Genomic DNA, 21,160 nt, shown 5'->3' with positions numbered 1-21,160 from the left:
GACGCGGACGCCGGTTCAGCTGGAGGACGCCGGTTCAGATGGAGATCGACTCGGCATCGCAGTCCGCCCGGATGCCCCGGGCCGCCGCGACCGTCGCCGGGTGGTTGGCCGTCAGCACCCGGCGCAGCCGGCCGAGCGCGTCCTGGTGCAGCTCCTCCGCCCGCCTGCCCTCGCCCAGCGCGCGCAGATCCCCCGACAGATTGACCGCACACGCGAGCGTGGTGGGGTGGTCCTCACCGAGCCCGGACCGGCAGGCCGCCAGGGTCTCGGAGTCCAGGTCGTGGGCCTCCTGGTAGTCCGCGAGGGTGTAGTGGTCGCTGGCCATGTTGATGGCACAGGCCAGCGCCGTGGGATGGTCGGCCGACAGCCGCTCGACGAGCACCGGCAGCGTCTCCTTGTTCAGCGCCAGAGCCTCGTCCGTCTCGCCCAGCAGCCGCAGCGTCACGGCGAGGTCGATCGCCGCGCCCAGGGCCGCCGGATGCCGTTCCCCCAGCAGGACGCGCATATCGTCGAGACATTTCCGGCCGAGCTCACGGGCACCCTCCAGATCGGCGGTCTGCCGCAGATCCATCGAGAGGGCCAAGGCCGTGGTGGTGATGTGGAGGTTGGGCTCGGTGTAGCGCAGCCGGTAGCGCTCCAGCACCTCCCGGCTGAGGTCCAGCGCGCCCTCGTGGTCGCCCGCCTTACGCCGCGCCACGGCGAGGTTGCGCAGGGCGTAGACCACGGTGGGCGTGTTCGGCGGGAACAATTGGCGGGCGCGGGCGCAGGTCTGCTCCAGCATGTCGCGGGCGGCCAGGTAGTCCCCGCCCTCGCGGACGTCGACGCTGAGGTTGGCCTCCACCAGGATGGTGAGCAGGGCGTCCTCGCCGAGCACCAGACCAGCGGTGCGCCGGGCGCTCTCGTCCAGCTGCCGGGCGCGCTCGTAGTCCCCCGCCGCGCGCAGCGCCACGGCGTAGTCGTTCGTCGCGGCGATGGAGTACGGGTCCTCGTCCCCGGCGAGCCGCAGGGTCCTGGTCCAGCGGTCCTTCTCCAGCTCCACATAGCGCGCGTAGTCACCCTGGTAGCGGGTGTCGACGGCGACCGCTCCCTGAGTCACCAGGGTGTTCTCGTGGTCGTCGCCGTCTTTGGCGCGCTGGAGCTCCAGCGTCCGGCGGTTGAGCTCCCAGGCCTCGTCGAAGTGGCCGAGCACGGTCAGGACGTGGCCCAGGGTCCGGGAGATGGCCAGCGTCTCCGCGCTGTCCTCGCCGAGCCTCTCCACCCACTGCCGGCGCACCTGGGTGGCGAGCTCCAGCGCGCCCTCGTGGTCGCCCCAGACATGGAGGAAGCGGGCCAGGTTCCGGACCATCTGCCGCACCCATTTGTCATCGCACTCCATCGCGCGCGACGCCCGGACATGGGAGAGGAGGTCGGCGTACCGCCCCCAGTTCGGGGGTGCCACGTCGTTGGGGTCGCCGAAGGCCAGCAGCACATGGGCGCTGTGCCGCATGTCCGCCTGCTGCTGGGTGGACATCTGGCCGATCAGCACGGCCTGCACCAGCCGGTGCATCTCGATCGTGTTGCTGCGGTGATTGATCTTGATCAGGGCGTAGCGGTTGATCTCACGGATCGCGTGACCGAGCTTGATCGGATCCTGCAGCACCTCCGAGAGCTCGGGGGAGAGGGACACCCCGCGCACGCCCGAGAAGAGCCGGCGGGAGACCGGCTCGGGCGCGAAGAACGAGCACATCTGGAGGAGTTGGAGCGCACCCGGATGGGTTTCGGCCAGCCGCCGCAGCGACATGTTCCAGGCGGCGGCGACCGGTTCGGGGTAGTCCACCGGAACGCCCGCCGCCAGCAGTTCATTGCGGCGGGTGGAGACATCGGCCCGCTCGTCCTCGAAGACCTGGAGATACTCGTCGACCGGCATTCCCGTCTCGGTGAGCCACGCGGCCGCCTGCTCGATGGCCAGCGGAAGGTCCCCCAGGGCGTCGGCGACCCGGTCCGCCTGTTCGCGCGGCAGCTCCGGCCCCCGGCGGCGCAGCAGCTCGATGCTCTCCTCCCGCTCGAAGACGTCCACTTCGACGGTGCGGGCGGCGCGCGACCACTGGGCGTTCCTCGACGTGACCAGGATCCGGCCCGGCCCGCCCGCGGGGAAGAACGGCCGGACCGTCTCCAGCTCCTCGGCGTTGTCGAAGACCAGCAGCCAGTTGCGGCACGGGCGCCCGGTGCGCAGCGCGTCGAGCACGCTGGGCACGGCCGTGTTGGCCTCCATGCCCGCGTGCAGCCCGAGCCGGTCGGCCAGCTGGACCAGCGCCTGGCGGATCTGCTCGGGGCGCTCGGCCGGGATCCACCACACCGCGTCGTAGTCGGCGGCGTGCTGATGGACGTACTCCAGGGCGATCTGTGACTTGCCCACCCCGCCCAGCCCGTGCAGGGCCTCGGGCAGCACGGCGGCGGTGCCCTCGCTCTTCAGCCGTTCGTGGAGAGTGTCGAGCAACGTCTGCCGCCCGGTGAAGTTGTTGTTCCGGGGCGGTACATTTCCCCAAATGGACGGGGGTTCCCCGGGCTGGCGCTCCTCCACGGTGGGCAGGGTCCGGGCAGCGGTCACGGACACAAATGTTCCTCTCAGATGCTCCCCCGCCGGGCCCGGCGAGCCGTGCGCCGGCGGGGATGGTGAATCGTCGGCCTGGGACAGCGGGTCTGGTCGGGGAGTCGTGGAGTCAGTCATGGCCGCAACCGCCTCGGAGACCACATATTTTCCCCTGTGTGATGCGTCTTCAACTGGATCGGGCGGGCTTTCCCCCGAGCGGGCGAGCGCCTGATGGGCCAGGACAAGGGCGCGAAAGGAGCGCGCACCCTCCAGGTACGGCCCCGAAAGAGCCTGGTAGACCTGCTCCTGCAGGCGGATGTACGGCAGCAGCCGCTCCGTCCTGGGAAGGTCCCCCACCGAGCCCGAGGGGTGGTTGAGCAGATCCCGCAGCATCAGCAGCGGCTTCCAGCGGCGGCCCAGCCGGTCCAGGACGCTGCCGAGGATGTACAGCGACTCGTCCCGCATCCCGGCCGACAGCAGCAGTTCGCGCACCCCGTCGTGGAACTCGTAGCCGATGCCCGTCTCGTCCAGCGGGTCGGCGGTCCCCACCTTGCGCAGCAGCCCGCCCAGCAGAACCTCGGCCAGATCGCCCGGACTGCCCTCCGGCTGGTGGATGCCCTGCACGAACTCCATCACGGGAATGTTCAACGGGGCCGCGGCCAGCCGGGACGCCAGCCGGAAGGCGCTCGGGGAGGCGGTGGCGCGGAACCGGAAGACGCGGTCCCAGGCGCTCGGCTCAGGTTCGGGATCCCAGCGCTCGGCGGGCGCCCCGGGCAGCAGCGCCATCGTGTCCTGGCCGCGCGCCGGCGGGCGGGCCACCAGCCGCGCCCAGTTGGCCATCCACCGCGCGTCCAGCTCCAGCACCGGGACCGGCGGTGCGCCGCCCGGCCAGGAGCCGCCGTCCGCCCGCCGCCAGGTGCCGTTGGGGGCGCCCGGTTCCGGGATCCGCACCCGCACCCGCTCCGGCGCCACCCCGGTGTGGTGCCAGCGGCCCTGCCGTAAGACGTGCAGAACCGCGACCGACGCGTGCCGCGCCCAGCCGGCCAGCGCGCGCTGGGCGCTCTCATCGCCCCAGGCCGCGCCGATGCCGTCGGTCAGCACCAGCACCGTCCGCTTGCCGCGCGGCGCCATCCCCGCCACCGGCGACCGGTCCTCCTCGGGTAACGGATGGTCGGTGTTCACCCGGTGCACCCGCACATCCCGGAAGGCGCCGGTGCGTCGCAACACGGTGACCAGATGCGCGGCCGTCCGCCGCCACACCACCATCGAACTGCCGCCGTCCACCACCAGGACGGCGTCCATCCAGCGCTCGCGCACGGGCACCAGGTCGGGCACCCACAGCCCATCGCGCGCCGCGCGCTCGGCCGTGGCCTCCTCGTCGACCTCCGTCTCGACCGGCGAGGGCGCGGTGCGCTTGAGCGGCCGCAGCGCCCGGGACAGGGCGCGCTCGGGCAGCGGCGGCCCGTCGGCGGACGGCCGGCGCGCGGGCACGAAGGCCTCCGCGACGGTCGTCGGCTCCGCCTCGCCGGGCGGCGCGGAGACGCCGACCAGCTCCGCGGGGAGCGGCGGCTCCGGCACCGGGGGCGCCGCCTCGGGTCCGGACGAGGGGCGCTCCCCCCGCCGGTCCTGCCGCGGCTCGTCCGACGGCTCGTCACCGGGCGGCGGGGCGTCCGCCTCCGGTGTCCCGGGGAGGGGGCCGGGGTCCGGCGGTCCGGGGCCACGGTCCGTCTCGGCCTTGCAGACCGCCAGCCACAGGGCGTCGGCGAGCTGCCGCCAGTCGAGGTCCCGTGGGCCCGGCCCGGTGGACCTGCCGCCTGGGTCGTGTGTCATGTCGAGCCCGCTGCGCTGTCCAGCCGATGCCAGACGGCCTGCAGTAGCTCCTCCCACTCGGGCCCCGGAACATGTGACTGGGACGTCACCAGATACACCGCGTTGAGCAACTGGTCGGCGGCGAGGCCACCTTCGCGCTCGCTGCGCTCGAGGAACATCTGGATCAGCTCCCGCGCACGCGGATCGTCGGCCCGCCCCAGATGCGCGGCCACGATCGCGGCGAGCCGGTCCGCGTCCGGGTCGGGCAGCCGCAGCTGGAGACAGCGCCGCAGGAACGCGGGCGGGAACTCCCGCTCGCCGTTGCTGGTGATGACGACGACGGGGAAGGCGCGGCAGCGCACCCGCCCCGAGGCGATGACGGTACTGCGCTCCGGGTCGTCGGTGAGGACCGATACGGCTGGGCGGCGCCTGCGGACGCGCACCAGCTCGGGGATGGCGTACTCGCCGGCCTCGAAGATGTCGAGGAGGTCATTGGGCAGATCGATATCGCTCTTGTCGAATTCGTCGATGAGCAGGACGCGCGGCAGGCGGTGCGGGAGCATCGCCGTGCCCAGCGGCCCGAGTTGGAGGAAGTCGCCGATGTCCTCCGGTCCGGGTTCGTGCGTGTCCCCCTCCGAAGCCTGGCCGGCCGCGGCGGCGTGCACACGGCCGACGGCATCGTAGCCGTAAAGCCCGGACCGCAGGGTCGAACGCGTGGTGATCGGCCAGCGCAGCACCCGGCCCAGGCCCAACTCCCGGCTGATGCGGTACGCCAGCGTGGACTTGCCGGTGCCCGGGCGGCCGGTCACCAGAAGGGGACGCCTGAGGATCAGCGCCGCGTTGACGAGGTCGGCCTCCTCCGGGTCGGAGCGCACCCCGAGGGGAGCCGCGCCCAGCCGCCGGGCGGCGTCGTGCTCGTCCTCCGGCGGCGCCGGGGGCTCGGTCGGGGCGTCGTCCGCGTCCGATAACGCGCCGGACCGGCCGTTGCCCTCGACCGGGCAGGCCGAGACCCCGCCGAAGGCGCGCCACGGGGGCGGCGGCGGAAGGATTTCCTCCAGGCTCACATCGTGCAGCGGGCGCCCGGTGCCCTGGTAGATCCACCAGGGGCGCGGTATCCCGGACGGCAGGGCGGCCGAGGCGGAACCGGAATCCTGGTGGATCCGTCCGTTGTGGCGTCGCGCAGGCTCTTCGTCGCTCATCGACCACCCACCCCCTCGTCCGGCCCCGTAATGCGCCCTTGCGGTTCCACGGGACGGGTCGGGTCGTCCCAAACGAGCACCACGTGCTGCCCCAGGTGATGCTCCCGCTCCGCGGAGTCGATCGTATGGGCGTCCAGACGTAACTCTGTCACGGCTTCGCGGAGCCGTGCCAGGTTCCCGCTGGCGTCGGCCTGATTTTGTCTCAGCTGCTGGACGAAGCCGGGGGCTCGGGTCGCCCGGCCGTCCCAGGCGACCAGCGGAATCCCGGCCCGCCAGGCGGTCAGCGCCTCCGAGGTGCCCTCGGGCGTGACGCCCGGGGGCGAGGTCAGGACCAGGGCGACCACCTGCGGATCGGCCTTGAGCCGGGCCAGCAGGGCGGTGGGGTCGCCGGAGCGCGGGCTGTCCGGGTCCTCGCCGTCCACGACGAGCTGCTTGGCGCGCTCGGGCTGCTGGTCGAGGAGGTTCCAGCGGTGCTTCCACTCCCGGTGCCAGCGCTTGGTCCGGCTGCGCTCCAGGCTCCGTACGACCACCGGGTAGTGCATGTACAGCGGGATGGGCAGCTCGCTGTCGAGCTCCAGACGCCAGCGGTGGACCGGCAGATTCAGGTCATCCGGGCCGAGCATGAACTCGATGTGGACCGCGCGGGCGTCTTCCCAGTCCTCGGCCGCCTGGTACACCAGCGTCTGGACCGCCCGCTCCGCGGTCTCCGCGGTGACCCGGGTGACCGGGCCGCGGACCGGATGCCAGCCGGTGGGGTCGTACTGGTGCCAGGACGAGAGCTCGTAGGCCCCGGCCTCCTCCTGCGGCAGCAGCCGGATCACCAGATAGGCGTCCACCGGACCGGCCGGGGCGGCATGCCCCACCTGCTGCCGCAGCGACCGCAGCTGGGGCGTCAGGCCCAGCTCGCGCGCCCGCTCATCGGCCCAGTCGCGCAGCGCGTCGGCCCTCTGCAGCGGACGCGCCGCCGCCGCGAGGTACTCCACGAGGGCGAGCCCCGGCGGCAGCCCGCCCGGCTGCGCGTTCATCCGGCTGAGCACCTCGAAGGCGTGCCAGGGGCCGGTGACCGCGGGAACGTCCTGCAGCGGGCCCGCCGCCGTACGGCACAACTGGCCCAGCTGCTCGATCTCCAGCTCCTCCAGCAGCGACCGCAGTTTCGCGATGGCGGTCTCGGGCAGCGCCGGACGGGCCGTCATCTGCTCCATGACCGAGTCGAGCCGCTTGATCGCGTCCTCGTCCGCCGCCGCCATCACCGCGAGGGACGCGCGTAGCGCGTGCATGATCCGCACGTTTTCCAGGCATTCGCGGGCCAGCTCCACCAGGAAGTAGTCGGTCACCCGGTGGGCCCGCACGGGGACGCTGGTCATCTCCAGCTCCATGGCGACCAGATCCAGACACAGCGTGCGCAGATCCGGATCCGTCAGACAGCGGAACTCCTTCAACGCCGTGACGAGGTTGCCGACCGATTTCAGGCCACCTTCCCCCATGGCCGCCATGCCGTGCCCTCCCCCGAGGCCGCATCATCGGTCCCCGCCGCCGATGATCCCGCCGGAGACCCTGCCACACACGGGTGCCACCCGCCGGGACTCCGGGACAACTTGTATGCCCCGCAAGCCTCTCGTGACACCCCTGGCGAGTATGTCCGTGGCACCGTCCCCCGCGCCCGGGGCGGGCCCCGCCGCCGCCGGGACACCTCCCGGCGGCGGAGCGGGGAGCCCGCGCCCGCGGCGACCGCGAGGCGGAGGGCCGTCCTCCTCAGGGGCCCACCTGGACGGTTGTGGTGAGCTCGCGCGGGGGACGCCGCCCCTGGGCGGCTCGGGGAGGGTGCGGGGGACGGTGGCCCGGGGCCCTCGCCCGCCGGGACGGCAGGGTGAGGAGGGTCACTCCAATCCGAGTTCCTCGACACGCCGGGCGAGTTCGGCGGCCGCCGGGTCGTCCGGCGCGAGCACCGCGACCACCTCCACCAGTTCGCCCATCGCCCGCCGCGCCTCACAGACGCGCAGCAGGGACAGGGCCTCCGCGCGGCTCGCCGACTGACGGCCCACCGCGGTGCCGACGGTGGGCAGTTCGTCGAGCAGCTGCTGCCAGCGCGCGGGGGAGGTCATCCCGTCCACGGCCAGCAGGGTGTCCGCGAGTACGCCGAGGTCACGGATGGTCAGCCTGCGCCGCCGGGAGCCCGCGGGCGTTGTACCGGTGGCGAGGGGCCGCGTGCCGGCGGCGAGGGATCGCGTGCCGGCGGCGAGGGATCGCGTACCGGCGGCGAGTGGCCGGGACGCCACAGGGTCTGCCGCCGGGATGCGGCCGATCAGTTCGAAGGCGAAGGCGGCCGCGTTGCGGGAGGCCACCGGCTGCCAGCGCTCGTCGTGTGCCTCGCCCTTGTCCCCGAGCAGATCCGAGATGCCGCGGATCACCAGGGCGTCCAGCTGCTGATTGGCATACGCGCCGGCGAGGAAGCCGAAGCCCTCCATGTCCACCGCGAGCGCGTCACCCGCACCGGCCGCGAGCCTGAGCCCGACGTCCGAGCGGTGGTGCGCCACCACCCGGCCGCCCGCCGCGAGGGGCTTCACATGGGCCCGGGGGCGCGGCGCGTCGTCCCCCGGGCGGATCCGGCGCTGCCACGCGTCGGCCGCCGCCACCAGCCGGGCCAGCTGCACCAGCCCGTACGTCGACTGATAGGTCTTCTGCCGGGGCAGGAACCCCGCCTCGGTGTCCTTGCCGGTCTCGTAGTCGTACACCGCGTCCGCGGCCACCACATCGCCCAGCACGACATCCTTGCGGCCGCCCGCCACCCCCACGAACAGTACCGCCCGGGGCGCGAAGAGCGCCGCCGCCCGCTCGACCGAGACCCCGGCACCCGGATTCCCCGGACCCGTCATATGGATGGCGACCGTCCGCTCCGTGCACTCCTCGCGGAACACCCCCAGCTCGAACACGGCGCCTCGCTCCGCCTGGACCGGACGCGGATCCTCCAGATGGGCGCGCACCGCCCGGTACTCGACCTCCAGCGCGGTCAGGACCACCACATCGGCCCGCCCCGCACCCCCATTGCCCCCAGCGCCCACGGATACCCCCTAGGACTGCCCTTGCCGACACCTTACGGAGCCCGACGAGCTCCCACGGGTCATCCCACATCACGGCCGGTGCAGATCCGCGTACAGCACGATCTGCACCGCCAGCACGACGACCAGCGCCACCTCCGCCACCGACACCCCCAGCAGCACCGCCCGCACCGGCTCCGACGTCCAGTACACGATGAGCGCGGCGATCGGCGCCACCGTGAACAGCAGCAGATCCGCCGCGAGCTGCAGCCGCTTGCGGGAGACCCGGCGGCCGTCGTCGCGGTGCGCCCGCTCCCAGCCGAACACCGGTGGCCGACCCGGGGCGAGCGCCGTCAGCCGGGGCCCCAGATCCTGCCGGACATACCGTCCGATGGCCGATATCTTCTCGTCGTTGACCAGATACGCCCAGCCCAGCAGCGCCGACGCCGGGGGCAGCAGCAACAGCAGCTCCGGGCGCCCATGGCTCTGCAGGGAGAAGGTGATGATGGCGGCCATCGCGGCCAGCGTCGCGTAGAGCAGATTGTCGCGGAACCCGATCCGTGCCCGCTGCTCCTCCTTCACCTGCTCGTACTCCAGGATCAGCAGCCTGCCCGTGACCGCCTCGCTCTCGGTGCTGTTGTCTCGCGTCACCGTGCCCCCTCCGTGGCCCATGACCGGCTGCGGTGTGACCGGCCCCCCTGGTGACTGTTTCCGCCGCTACGCCTGGTCCATTCCGTACGCCCGCAACTTCCGGTACAACGTGGCCCGGCCGATGCCCAGGGACTCGGCGGCCCGCGCCTTGTTGTCACCGTGCCGGCGCAGTGCCTCCAGGATCGCGGTGCGCTCCGCCCGTTCGATACCGCTCAGCCGGCGGGTGGCCGGTGGCACCCGCAGTCCGTACGGCAGCTCCTCGCGCCGCACCGGCCCGGTGGCGCGGCGGCGCTCGGTCACCTCCCGTACGACATGGGCGAGTTCGGCCACATTGCCCGGCCAGGTGTGCTGCTCCAGCGCCCGGCGGGCGTCCAGGCTCCACGTCAGCGGCGGACGTCCGGGGGAGGGGCGCCGGGCGAGGCCCGCCAGCAGCGCCGGGATGTCCTCCACCCGTTCCCGCAGCGGCGGCAGCGTCACCGACCGGGCCGCGAGGATGCCCAGCAGCCGGCTCAGACACGGACCGGTGGGCGCGCCCGGGGTGTGCGTCGCCACCAGCGGCACCGCGGGCCGCTCCGCCAGCAGCGACAGCAGCGCCGCCACATCGGACTGGCCCAGCCGCTCGGCGTGGCGCAGGAGCAGCGGCGGCGCGCCGCCGTCCCCCTCCGGCTCCGGGAGTTCCGCGAGCGCGTGACACCAGCGCGGGACCTCGCCGGGCACCTGCTCGGCGGCGTCGACGATCCGCGGCGCGGCCGTGCCCCGCGGGCCGAGCAGGGCGCGGGCCAGCGCGGTCTTGCCCACGCCCGGCTCGCCGATGAGCAGCAGCGGCTCCACGGCCCGTGCCAGCTCCGTCGCCCGGGAGACGGTCAGCCGCCAGGGCCGGGACGTGCCCACGAGCCCCGGGAGCCGGTCATGACCCCGCCGCCGCTCCGCCGACCGCGCCCGCCGGGCCGCCGTGCACACCGTGGCCACGGCCCCGATGACCTCGTCTCCGTGCACCAGGCGCGTCATCCTTACGGTGAGCCCGGCGCCGTCCGGCACGGGGATCTCGTCGCCCGGTAGGGGGATCCCGCCGTCCGGTACGGGGATCTCCTCCGGTGCGTGCTCCTCCGGCCCCGTGGCCGGTCCCGTATCCGGCCCCGCCGCCGGTCCCGTATCCGCGTCCCTGCGGAGGGCCGTGGCATGCCGCTCCAGCCATGCCAGCGTCTCGTGCGACAGCAGCCGCGCGGCCTCCGGGCTGACGAGGCGGCTGCTGCCGTCGAGCGCCACCACCGCCGCCCCCTCGGCCCGCTGCCGCAGATACGCGTCGAGCAGCACCCGCTCCGGCGGGCGTGCCCGGCCCCGTAGCTCAGTCTCGACCGCGTACGCGGTGGCCTCGGCGAGCGCCGCGCCCGGGTGGGCGGTGCGGCCCTCGCCCAACGGTGCCACCACGGTGACGGTGCCGGCCGGGCGGCCCGCCGCCGGCTCGTACAGCGGAACGCTGACCGCCGACACCTCCTGCCACAGGTCGAGGAAGTGCTCGGGGCCGTGGACCTCGGCCCGGCGTCCCGTACGCAGCGCGAGCGCGGCGCTGTTGTGCCCGACCGCCTTCTCCGACAGATCAAGACCGGCCATCAGTTCGAGACCGGCCATCCCGTCGGGCGCGGGCGTACCGGCGTAACGGCCGCCGCCCGACCACAGCGCCCGGCCGCGGGAGTCGACCAGCACCAGCCCCATCGCACCGCTCAGCGTGGGCGCCACCCGGTCCAGCACGGGGCGCGCCGCGGCCAGCAGCGGTGAGTCCACCGGCGGCCGGACCCTGGGCGGGGCCGCCAGATCGCGCGGTACGCCGAAGAACCGCGCCCGCCGCCAGGCTTGGGCGAGATCCTCGGGGATCCCGTCGCCCGGTGGCCGTCCGCTGAGGAACCGGTCGCGCGCCCGGCGCAGCGACGAGAGGGCCGGGTCGGCGGGGGTGTCGTCGGTGGTCGTCACAACGCCTCCACCGTATACGTCGCCACTGTTTCGAAATGAGACACCTCGGGGTCCAGGTTCTGGAACAAGATCATCAATGGCCGGCCGTCGATCACCGATCGGGCCGCGCGACCGGCCATCGCGGGGGAGAGGACGGGGAGAGGACCGAGAGGAGCCCTTAAGCAGTGGATACAGTCGAGGACCAGGTCACCGCCCTGGCCACCCCGCGGCCGCTGATGGGAACACCGCCTTCTGCACCAGCCTCGCGGGCGAGGAACCGGTGCCGGCCCCGGCCAGTTGCTGCTCGGCGCGCTACGGAAGATCCTCGGCCACGGCTGACACCCACCCCCCAGGCGTCCGGAGCCCGACCTGGGGCTTCATCATGGACACGCCCCCATCCCCAGAGAAACCGTTAGTGAGATGACTGCAATGCCCCTCGCACTGCTCCGGCGCATGCGCACCAAGCGTCCGGACCGCGGATCAGGACTCAGGATCCACCTGCCCGTGGGTGCCGGAGCCTTCAGCTGCGAGGTCCTGGACCCCGTCGGCCAGGCCCTGGGCGGCGTGGAGGTCACCGTCACCGAGACGCGTGGCGCCGCCCGTACGGTGGCCAGAGCGACCACCGATCCGCATGGACTGTTCCTCGCCACGCTCGAGCCCGGGCAGTACACGGTGCTGCTCACCGGAAGCGGTCTGCAGCCCAACCGCCTCACCGTCGACATCGTCCCCGGCCAGAGCGAACCTCCCCGCCGGGTGCAGATGGAACCCTCCCAGCAGCTCGAACTCCCCCCGCCCGGCACCTGGCTCTTCGACCCGCCGCACACCGCGATCCGCTTCATCGCCCGCCACGTCGGCATGGCCAATGTGCACGGCCGCTTCACCCGCTTCCGGGGCGGTATCCACATCGCCGAGCGGATGGAGGACTCCCGCGTCGAGGTCGTCATCGACGCCTCCAGCATCAACACCGGCAACAACACGCGCGACGCCCACCTGCGCTCGGCCGACTTCCTCGACGTCGACAACTTCCCGGAGATCCACTTCGCCAGCAACCGCTTCACCTGGCGCAGCGGCCCCAAGTGGACCCTCCAGGGCCCCCTCACGATGCACGGCGTGAGCCGCTCGGTGACCCTGGACACCACGTACCTCGGCGCCGTCAACGGCGGTTACGAACAGGAACTGCGCTGCGCCGCCCTCGCCACGGCCGAACTCCACCGCGAGGACTACACCCTGAACTGGCGCAATATGCTCGCCCGCGGCATCGCGGTGGTCGGCCCCACGGTCAAGCTGGAGCTCGACATCCAGGCGATGTACCGCAACCACGACACGCCGACGCCGCCGGAGTAGACGGCCACTCGGTAACCGATGGGGGCGGGGCCCGCGGCCCCGCCCCCATCGCCGTGTCAGATCACCGGTAGAAGACGGCGACACCGCCGTGATGCGAGCACGCGCCCTGGTGGTGGGCGGCGTAGGAGTAGGTGCCGTCGTTGCAGCGCGCCGTGGCCCCGCTGCTCGATCCACCCGTGCTGCTGGACGACGATCCGCCGGAAGTCCCACCGGATGACGATCCGCCGGAAGTCCCACCGGATGACGATCCGCCGGAAGACGATCCGCCACCGCTGGCGGAGGAGGACAAGCCGTCTGCGCCATCGGTGCCGCCTGTCGAGGCGCCGGCCCGATAGGAGCACGATTCGTCGTTCTTCACCACGTTGAAGGTGATCGTGCTGTCCTCGTCAACGCGGCCGGGGCTGGGGTCCTGTGAGCACACTCGCCAGTTGCGGTCCCAGACCTGAAATCGGCCGCGCCCGGTCAGGTCGTGGCTGCGCAGACGGTATAGCCCCAGCTCCTGCGCCGCGTCCTGGGCGTCCTGCAGGCCCCGGCCGGTGAAGTCGGGCAGCTTCACCTTCACCACGGTCGGAGCGGAGGTCTTCCGCGCGGCCGGGGACGCGGTGGTGTGCACCGGGGTGGGGGAGGGGCTGGGGGATGTCGACGGTGAGCCGCTCTTGGCGACGACGGTGGTCGGCTTGTCGTCCTTCTTCGACGAGTCGCCGTCGTCGAACGCCGCTCCGATCCCTCCGATTACGAGCAGTCCCAGCAGACTGAGACATCCACAGCCAAGTGCCGTCTTCTTCTTGTTTCGACCCTCACCGGGTGATGGGTGGTTATTCCGAGACATGATCCCCCCTTGAGTGATACACGGAACGTTGACCGTAACCGTGCTCGTTGAAAGCTGAAGAGTCTGTGTGGGAGATGTGGTCAAGTTGTGATGAAGTGAGGGGCGGTGGGCAGCGCATAGATTGGGCTCACCCATCGAACGACGAAGGCGGTAGATCCCATGAGCCTGTACGACATCCCCCTGCGCACCCTCACCGGCGAGCCGACCTCGCTCGGTGAGCATCGGGGTGCGGCGCTGCTGGTGGTCAATGTGGCGTCCAAGTGCGGGCTGACCCCGCAGTACGAGGGGCTGGAGCGGCTGCAGCAGCGCTATGCCGGGCGCGGGTTCACCGTGCTGGGGGTTCCGTGCAACCAGTTCGCGGGGCAGGAGCCGGGGACGAGCGAGGAGATCCAGACGTTCTGCTCGACGACCTACGGGGTGTCCTTCCCGCTGCTGGAGAAGGTCGATGTCAACGGCGAGCAGCGGCATCCGCTCTACGCCGAGCTGACGGGGACGCCGGACGCGCAGGGCGAGGCGGGGGATGTGCAGTGGAACTTCGAGAAGTTCCTGATCTCGCCGGACGGGGAGGTCGTGGGCCGGTTCCGGCCGCGGACCGAGCCGGAGGCGGACGATGTCGTCGCGGCGATCGAGGCGCAGCTGCCCCGGTGACGTAACGGGAAGCGGGTGGGCGAGGGGCCGGAGGAGGCCAATGCAGTTGCGTTAGGGCGGTGACGGGGTCGGGGACGGCTTGAGCACTGGTCTCCCCGCCCGTCGATTGCTCTTGTGCTTCTTCGTCTGGTTGAAGGCCCAGCGGCCCGGCTCGACCGCCCCTCGTTTGGCGCGGGTCCGCAGCACGGGCCACCGGTTGGGCTTCTTGATCGCTCGTGGGCAGTTCCGGTTCCGGCGGACCGGGAGTAAGCGGCTGCGTGCCTCCTGCCCAGCCTCGGTGAGGGAACGCGTGAGCTTGGCGGTGGTGGCTCCGAGCTGGGAAGGAACGCTTCGGCGGATGATGCGGACGCACTTGAGGTAGGAGACGCGGTCCGCGTCGACGGCGGGGCCGGCGAGTGCTGCGGCGTGAGCGAACTGGCGGATCGCGTGGTGGACGGCGAGGTAGGCCCACAGCTCCTGCCGGACGCCTTCCGGCGTACGGGACCGGATCGGCCCGCCGGGGCCGAGATGGTTCTTGATCTCGTCGAAGGCCAGCTCGATCTCCCAGCGTTCTCGGTAGAGCGCGATCAGCTCGGCTGCCGGGTACTGCGCGGGGTCCAGCAGTGTCGTGCCGAGGAAGGCGACCTTGTCGTCCTTCGTGAAGGTGATGACGCGGTAGATCGTGTGCTTGGGCAAGGTCCGGCCTTCCCGCGCGGCTCGGAGCCGGACGTCCTTGCCCGGGCGCGCTATCGACAAGTACGAGCCGTCGGGAAGCTCTTCCTGGAGGGTGCCGAGGTGGTTGGACTGGAGCCTGACCAGCAGGTCCGCGCCGGTCACGGTGAAAGCGTGGGCGAACTCGACCGACCAGAAGCCGCGGTCGGCGATCACCAGGTCCCCAGAACCGGTGGAGCCGGCCAGCGGGTAAGCGAGGCTGCGTTCGCCGTCTCGATAGCCGCCGAGGCGGACGTCGAGCACTCCGTGTGTCCCGATCTCCGCGAGAACCACAGCCCTCACCTGCGGAAAGCCGAAGGGGAGGCCGCCCGTGGTCGAAGGGCCGTCGAAGGTGTCGCCGTTACTCACTGAGTCGGGAAGGTCGAACTGGGTGCCGTCCAGAGCAAGCAGCCGTAGCCCGCGCCACCATGCCCCGGGCGTGTCCGGCGTGGCGAGCCGACCGGCTACCTCTCTGAACACGCTCTCCAGCACGTCCTCACCGAGCCGGGACCGCGCTCGGCATAACGAGGACCGGTTCACCCTGGCCAGGGCACGGCTGCCCGGTATGCCGCTGGTCAGCACGCGCAGCACCTCTTCGTACGACTCTCGGGCGAACAGGCACAAGGCCAGGACGAAGTACACGACAAGCCGGGCCGGTAGCAGGCGGCGCCGTCGTTCCACTCGGTCATGCTTGGCTATCGCCGCGTCGACCAGCTCGGCGGTGAACACCTTCGTCAGGATGCCGATTCGTACTCGCTGCCCAGCGCTGCTCTGCCCCTCCACTCAAGGTCAACGCCGTTTGACGCTCTCCGGGCACGGGTGCACCGAGTCGGTAGCTCCTCAGCCCTGGCTTGCGGTGCCCCGGCGGAGTGGCTGGGTACCGCACGGCAGAGGGCCCCAGTGTCAACCGGGGCCCTGCCGTGCGCGCAGTTCAGTCGCAGCAGTCGCATCCGGGCCGGCAACCGCATGCGTCGGTCTCGGCACCGGCGGCCGGGACCGCGCAGCAGCCCTTACCCTGCCAGGCGTCGCGGCCCTCCTTCACCGCGATGGCGGCGATGACCAGGGCGGCGAGTGGGTCGGCCCAGGACCAGCCGAGCGTGGCGTTGAGGACCAAGCCCACGAGCAGCACGGCGGACAGGTACGTGCACAGCAGCGTCTGCTTGGAGTCGGCGACCGCGCTGGCGGAGCCGAGTTCGCGGCCGGCGTGGCGCTGGGCGGCGGACAGGAACGGCATCACGGCCAGGGACAGGGCGGCGATGATGATGCCAGGGATGGAGCGTTCGGCCTCGCCGGTGCCGGTCAGCGCCCGTACGGCGTCGACGGTGACGTACGCGGCGAGCGCGAAGAACGAGATGGCGATGATCCGCAGGGTGCGCTGCTCGCGGGCCTCGCGCACGGAGTGGTCACGGGCGGAGAACTGCCAGGCAACCGCGGTCGCGGAGGACACCTCGATGGCCGAGTCCAGGCCGAAGCCGATCAGCGCGGTGGAGGAAGCGAGGGCGCCGGCGGTGGTGGCGACGATCCCCTCGATGACGTTGTACGTGATCGTGGCGGCGACCAGCAGCCGTATCCGCTTGGCGAGCGCGTCGCGGCGGGCCGGGCCGGGGCCGAGGGATATGGATATCTCCGCGGTCATGTCAGCAGCACCCCTTCTCGTCGGCATCGACGCACGTGCGGTCGGTCTCCACCGCCACCACGGCGGTGCGCAGGTCGTCCAGCGCGTGGCCGAGGCGTTTGTCGGCCAGCTCGTAACGGGTGCGGCGCCCGTCGGGGAGGGTGACGACTAGCCCGCAGTCGCGCAGGCACGCCAGGTGGTTCGACAGACGGGTGCGGGAGACGCCGAGGGCGTCGGCGAGATCGGCCGGATAGGCAGGGGCGTCGTGTAGGGCGAGCAGGATGCGGCAGCGGATCGGGTCCGCGAGCGCGCGGCCGAACCGGGCCAGCACCTCGATGTCGGAGGCAACAGTCAACACACCGAGACAGTACACGGATTCATGAATTCAGGGAAACGTGAACTCCGGGTTGGTGGGGCCCTGCGGACGCCTTAACGCAACTGCATTGGCCGGAGGAGGCCCCTCGCCCACCCGGTCAGCCGCGTTCCGCGGCGAACGCGGCCAGCCACGCCAGCGGCGCGTTCCAGTTGATCGCCACCTCGTTCGTGGAGTACGAGCCGATGTCGTCGATGTAGCAGGCCGCGGGCGCGCAGCCCGGGAGCTTCTCCTGCGCCACCGGATCCTGCAGCCCCGAGTTCGCGCCGCCCGCGATCGAACCGGCGGGCGGGTTCGGCAGCGAGGCGTCGTACTGGTGCGCCCAGAAGCGGTGGTGCTGGTTCTGGGCGGCGTGCTCGCCGTAGCCGGTGACATACGACTGGCCGAGCGCGTTCCGGCCGAGCAGATAGTCCAGTGTCTCCAGCGCCCCGGTGCGGTACCGCCGTTGCTTGGTGAGCTCGTAGGCGACGGCCATGACGGTGCCGTTGTTGGCCACCTGGCCGTTGGAGCCCCATACGTAGCCGTCCGTCGGCAGCGGCACCGCGTAGCCCTGGCCGGCCATCGTGCTCAAGCGGGCGTCGGCCGCGGACACCACGGAGGCGCGGACGCGGGCGAGGTCGGCGGCGGGCAGGCCGTTGGGGACGGTGGCCAGGACGAGCCGCCCGAGCGGCCCGGTGTCCTGCCAGCTGAAGCCGTGCGGGGTGAACACATCGCTCGCGGTGTGGTATGGCGAGGAGGTGACCGCGTCCCGGTACGGCGCCTCCCCGGTGGTCGCGTACAGCTCAGCCGCCGCCCAGTAGAACTCGTCGCCCACCTCGCTGTCGTCGTACGCCCCGCCGCCGGTGGAGTCGGAGGCCGGTGCGAGCACATCGGGGTTCGCCCGTGCGGCGGCCCAGGCGCGGCGCGCGGAGTCCAGGCAGCGGGCGGCGAAGGCGGCGTCGTACGGCGCGTAGACCCGGGCGCACTGGGCCGCCGCGGCGGCCAGGTTGAGGGTGGCGGCGGTGGACGGCGCGTGCAGCTCACGCGGCTCGGCGTCCTGCTCCGGCCGGGTGGGCAGTCCGGTCCAGGCGGCGTCATGGACCTTGTGGAAGGCCATGCCCGCCCGCGGCTTGCCCTCCGGGATCTGCATGCGCATCAGGAATTCGAGCTCCCAGCGCGCCTCGTCGAGCACATCGGGGATCCGGTTGCCGCGCTCGGGGACGCGCAGCGTGGAATCCCCGAGGGCGGCCGCGTGCCCCGTACGCTTCGCGCGCTCGAAGGAGTTGACCAGCTGCCAGACCGCGAGTCCGCCGTTGACCACGTATTTGCCCTGGTCACCGGCGTCGTACCAGCCGCCACGCACATCCCGGGCATAGTCGCACACCCCGCTGGCGCAGGGCACGGCGGTGTCGCCCCGGGTGGGGGCGACACCCAGATGGCCCGCCGGGCGCGCGTAGGGGGAACCGGCGAGTGACGCCTCGATGGGGATACCGCTGCGCTGCTGGTAGAAGAAGGACATCGCGTCGGCGCGCAGCCCGTCGTAGAGGTTCGCGCGGATGTCGAAGGGGTGGCTGGTCCGCCCGTCCACGGTGAGGGTGTAGCCGGTGCCCGTCCCCGGGTACGAGGAGAAGTCCACCAGATGGGCCGACTGCCCGGAGGCGGCGTCCGCGCCCCGTACGGCGGTGGTGCCCGAGGCGGCCGTCCGCCCCGCGGCGTCGCGCAGCTGCCAGGGCAGGGCGGTGGTGCTCGCGCTGACGACGGTGGCCCGTTTGGGGCCGTCCGGCAGATATCCCAGCTGATTGACCTGGACGGTGGAGGGCGCGGCGGAGGCCGCGGGCGCGGCGGGGGAGTCCGCCCCGGCGGGCGCGGACTGGGCGGCGATCAGCAGCAGCGCACCGGTGAGCAGCGCGGTGGCGGCCCGCGCACCGCGCGGACGGCCTAACAGGGGCAGGGACATGAGGGACCCTCCTGGGGAGTGGGAGGCATGGGAGCGCTCCCAACTTGTGTAATGATGTGATCGCAGTGCGTCAAGGGACTGGACGGGTGCACGGTCCATCCCGCCCCCTCTGTCACATCGCGCCCGGCCCATCCGTCAGCACGGTGTGGCCTGCGACGGTGCGGTCCGGACAAGGGGATGTGAACGATGGACGAGAACCACCTTCTGGCGGAGGGCTTCGAGGCCCACCGCGGCCATCTGCGCGCGGTTGCCTACCGCATGCTCGGCTCACTGAGCGAGGCGGACGACGCCGTCCAGGAGGCATGGCTGCGGCTCAGCCGCTCCGACACCGGCGCGGTGGAGAACCTGGGCGGCTGGCTGACCACCGTCGTCGGCCGGGTCTGCCTGGACATGCTGCGCTCGCGCACCGCCCGGCGCGAGGAGCCCCTGGGGGTGCGCCTCCCCGACCCGGTCATCAGCCGTGCGAGCGGGCCCGGCCCCGAGGACCAGGCGCTGCTCGCCGACTCGGTCGGCCTCGCCCTGCTGGTCGTCCTGGAGACGCTGGCCCCCGCCGAACGGCTGGCCTTCGTACTGCACGATCTGTTCGCCGTGCCGTTCGACGAGATCGCCCCCATCGTCGACCGCACCCCGGCCGCCGCCCGTCAGCTCGCCAGCCGCGCCCGCCGCCGGGTGCGGGGAGCGGCCCCGGTCCCCGACGCGGACCTCGCCCGGCAGCGCGAGGTCGTGGGCGCCTTCCTCGCCGCCGCGCGCGACGGCGATTTGGAGGGGCTGATCGCCGTGCTCGACCCGGATGTCGTGCTGCGCGCCGACTACGGCCCCGCGCCCGCCCCCGCCCCGCGCGAGGTGCGTGGCGCCGCGGCCGTGGCGGACCAGGCGCTCACCTTCTCCCGCCTCAGCGGCCCGGGGCTGCACGCCCGGCCCGCGCTCGTCAACGGGGCCGTGGGCGTGGTCAGTTCGCGGGAGGGGCGGCCGTACTCGGTGCTGGCCTTCACGGTCGCGGACGGCAGGATCGTGGCGATCGACATCCTGGCCGACCCCGAGCGGCTGAGCGGGCTCGATCTGGCGGACCTGGACTGACCGGACATGGAGTGACCGGACCTGGGCTGACGGGCCCGCACTGACCGGACCCGGGCTGACGGGCCTGCCCCGAGGGGCCTGGGCCGACGACACAGCAAAGGCAGGGAATTACTCTCCCTGCCACTATCAACCTATAGCGCACCGGGGGGCTTGCGGCAAGACCCGGGGTGTGCCTCAGGATGGGCGGCCGATGCCAGTACCTGGGGAAACGGGGAGTTTGCGATATGCGTGTGGTGTTGTCGACATGGGGGTCGCGCGGGGATGTCGAACCGCTGGCGGGACTCGCGGTGCGGCTGCGGGAGCTCGGTGCGGAGGCGCGGGTGTGCGCCCCGCCGGACGAGGAGTTCGCGGCGCTGCTCGCCGGTGTCGGCGTGGAACTGGTGCCGCTCGGCCCGACGGTGCGCTCGGTGGTGACCGGTGAGCGGCCGCCGTCGGCGCAGGCCGCGTTCCGGCTCGCGCCCGAGCTGGTCGCCGCGCGGTTCGACACGCTCACCACGGCGGCCGAGGGAAGCGACGTACTCCTCGCGACCGGCCTGATGCCGGCCGGCGCCCGCTCGGTGGCCGAGAAGCTGGGCATCCGCTATGTGTTCGCGTGCTTCCATCCGTTCGGGCTGCCCTCGCGGCACTTCCGTCCGGGACGGCGGCCCGGCACGCCGTCCCCGCAGGAGGAGACGGACCTCAAGGTGCTGTGGGAGCAGGACGCCCAGCGCGTGAACGAGCTGTACGGCGAGGCGGAGAACCGCCACCGGGCGGCGATCGGCCTGCCGCCGGTGGACAACGTCCGCGACTACGTCTTCACCGACCGGGCGTTGCTGGCGGCGGACCCGGTCCTGGGCCCGTGGCAGGACCTGACGGAACTCGACCTCGTCCAGACCGGCGCGTGGATCCTGCCGGACGAACGTCCGCTCCCGGCCGAGCTGGAGGCGTTCCTGGAGGCGGGCGCACCGCCGGTGTACGTGGGCTTCGGCAGCATGGCCATGCACACCTCGACCGACCTCGCCCGGGTGGCCGTCGAGGCGGTCCGCGCGCAGGGCCACCGGGTGCTCCTCGCCCGCGGCTGGGCCGATCTGGCCCCGATCGACGACCGGGACGACTGCCTCGCCGTGGGCGAGGTCAACCATCAGTCGCTGTTCGGCCGGGTGGCGGCCGTCGTCCACCACGGTGGCGCGGGCACCACGACGACGGCCGCGCGGGCCGGCGCGCCTCAGGTGGTGGTCCCCCAGATCGCGGACCAGCCGCACTGGGCCGCCCGGGTGGCCGAGCTGGGCATCGGCACGGCACACGACGGTCCGGCCCCGACCCTCGACTCCCTGTCGGCCGCGCTGAAAGCGGCCCTGACCCCCGAGAGCCGGGCACGGGCGAGGGCCGTGGCGGGCATGATGCCCACCGACGGGACGACGGTGGCCGCGAAGCTGCTCCTCGACGCCGGGGCGTAGGA

General features: G+C 72.5%; 15 protein-coding genes. 4 read left to right on the top strand and 11 right to left on the bottom strand.

Features of this window, described 5'->3' with window-relative positions; all coding sequences use genetic code 11:
* Nucleotides 1-34: 34 nt before the first annotated feature.
* The 6 genes from fxsT to LIV37_RS07075 all read right to left on the bottom strand — a co-directional run bounded on the left by fxsT (nt 35) and on the right by LIV37_RS07075 (nt 11,231).
* Entirely contained in the window at nt 35-4,399 is a 4,365-nt protein-coding gene (fxsT, locus tag LIV37_RS07100; RefSeq protein ID WP_121825738.1) for an FxSxx-COOH system tetratricopeptide repeat protein, read from the bottom strand.
* The gene (locus LIV37_RS07095) at nt 4,396-5,577 is read right to left on the bottom strand and encodes an AAA family ATPase (protein ID WP_020866416.1); all 1,182 of its coding nucleotides are present in this window, start codon (nt 5,575-5,577) and stop codon (nt 4,396-4,398) included. Before LIV37_RS07095 ends, fxsT begins: the two co-directional genes overlap by 4 nt.
* Nucleotides 5,574-7,070 (bottom strand): VMAP-C domain-containing protein, encoded by a 1,497-nt coding sequence (locus LIV37_RS07090; protein ID WP_020866415.1) that lies wholly within the window; start codon nt 7,068-7,070, stop codon nt 5,574-5,576. Before LIV37_RS07090 ends, LIV37_RS07095 begins: the two co-directional genes overlap by 4 nt.
* A 384-nt stretch (nt 7,071-7,454) precedes the next feature.
* On the bottom strand, nt 7,455-8,636 hold the full coding sequence (locus tag LIV37_RS07085; protein WP_121825739.1) for a phosphorylase family protein: 1,182 nt from the start codon (nt 8,634-8,636) through the stop codon (nt 7,455-7,457).
* 69 nt (nt 8,637-8,705) lie between these two features.
* Nucleotides 8,706-9,263, bottom strand: coding sequence for a hypothetical protein (locus LIV37_RS07080; protein ID WP_020866413.1), 558 nt, complete (start codon nt 9,261-9,263; stop codon nt 8,706-8,708).
* A gap of 66 nt (nt 9,264-9,329) precedes the next feature.
* Nucleotides 9,330-11,231: a sigma-54-dependent Fis family transcriptional regulator gene (locus LIV37_RS07075; RefSeq protein WP_020866412.1), complete on the bottom strand. Its 1,902-nt coding sequence runs from the start codon at nt 11,229-11,231 to the stop codon at nt 9,330-9,332.
* 408 nt (nt 11,232-11,639) lie between these two features.
* Between LIV37_RS07075 and LIV37_RS07070 the strand changes: the two genes are divergently transcribed.
* Complete coding sequence (locus LIV37_RS07070; protein WP_020866411.1) at nt 11,640-12,554, top strand: YceI family protein; 915 nt, start codon at nt 11,640-11,642, stop codon at nt 12,552-12,554.
* 61 nt (nt 12,555-12,615) lie between these two features.
* On the opposite strand, the gene LIV37_RS07065 is transcribed toward LIV37_RS07070, so the two are convergent.
* The gene (locus LIV37_RS07065) at nt 12,616-13,383 is read right to left on the bottom strand and encodes a DUF3761 domain-containing protein (protein WP_243146386.1); all 768 of its coding nucleotides are present in this window, start codon (nt 13,381-13,383) and stop codon (nt 12,616-12,618) included.
* A 159-nt stretch (nt 13,384-13,542) separates the two neighbouring features.
* On the opposite strand from LIV37_RS07065, the gene LIV37_RS07060 reads away from it, so the two are divergent.
* Nucleotides 13,543-14,031 carry a glutathione peroxidase gene (locus LIV37_RS07060; protein ID WP_020866409.1) on the top strand — a complete coding sequence of 163 codons (489 nt, stop codon included), beginning with the start codon at nt 13,543-13,545 and terminating at the stop codon, nt 14,029-14,031.
* A gap of 51 nt (nt 14,032-14,082) precedes the next feature.
* On the opposite strand, the gene LIV37_RS07055 is transcribed toward LIV37_RS07060, so the two are convergent.
* The 4 genes from LIV37_RS07055 to LIV37_RS07040 all read right to left on the bottom strand — a co-directional run bounded on the left by LIV37_RS07055 (nt 14,083) and on the right by LIV37_RS07040 (nt 18,645).
* Entirely contained in the window at nt 14,083-15,504 is a 1,422-nt protein-coding gene (locus LIV37_RS07055) for an IS4 family transposase (protein ID WP_121825740.1), read from the bottom strand.
* A 148-nt stretch (nt 15,505-15,652) separates the two neighbouring features.
* Entirely contained in the window at nt 15,653-16,357 is a 705-nt protein-coding gene (locus LIV37_RS07050) for a cation efflux transmembrane domain-containing protein (protein WP_020866407.1), read from the bottom strand.
* A gap of 1 nt (nt 16,358) precedes the next feature.
* Complete coding sequence (locus LIV37_RS07045; protein WP_121826195.1) at nt 16,359-16,694, bottom strand: ArsR/SmtB family transcription factor; 336 nt, start codon at nt 16,692-16,694, stop codon at nt 16,359-16,361.
* Between the two features lie 115 nt (nt 16,695-16,809).
* Entirely contained in the window at nt 16,810-18,645 is a 1,836-nt protein-coding gene (locus tag LIV37_RS07040; RefSeq protein WP_254807091.1) for a glycoside hydrolase family 9 protein, read from the bottom strand.
* A gap of 186 nt (nt 18,646-18,831) precedes the next feature.
* Here LIV37_RS07040 and sigJ point away from each other — a divergent pair, with 186 nt between their 5' ends.
* Together sigJ and LIV37_RS07030 are read left to right on the top strand one after the other, a co-directional pair.
* Nucleotides 18,832-19,722, top strand: a complete 891-nt coding sequence (gene sigJ, locus LIV37_RS07035; protein WP_020866404.1) for an RNA polymerase sigma factor SigJ — start codon at nt 18,832-18,834, stop codon at nt 19,720-19,722.
* 224 nt (nt 19,723-19,946) lie between these two features.
* The gene (locus tag LIV37_RS07030; protein ID WP_020866403.1) at nt 19,947-21,158 is read left to right on the top strand and encodes a glycosyltransferase; all 1,212 of its coding nucleotides are present in this window, start codon (nt 19,947-19,949) and stop codon (nt 21,156-21,158) included.
* Nucleotides 21,159-21,160 lie beyond the last annotated feature (2 nt).

The organism is Streptomyces rapamycinicus NRRL 5491 (assembly GCF_024298965.1).
GTDB classification, from domain to species: domain Bacteria; phylum Actinomycetota; class Actinomycetes; order Streptomycetales; family Streptomycetaceae; genus Streptomyces; species Streptomyces rapamycinicus.
This window is presented reverse-complemented; position numbering and strand designations above follow the sequence as displayed.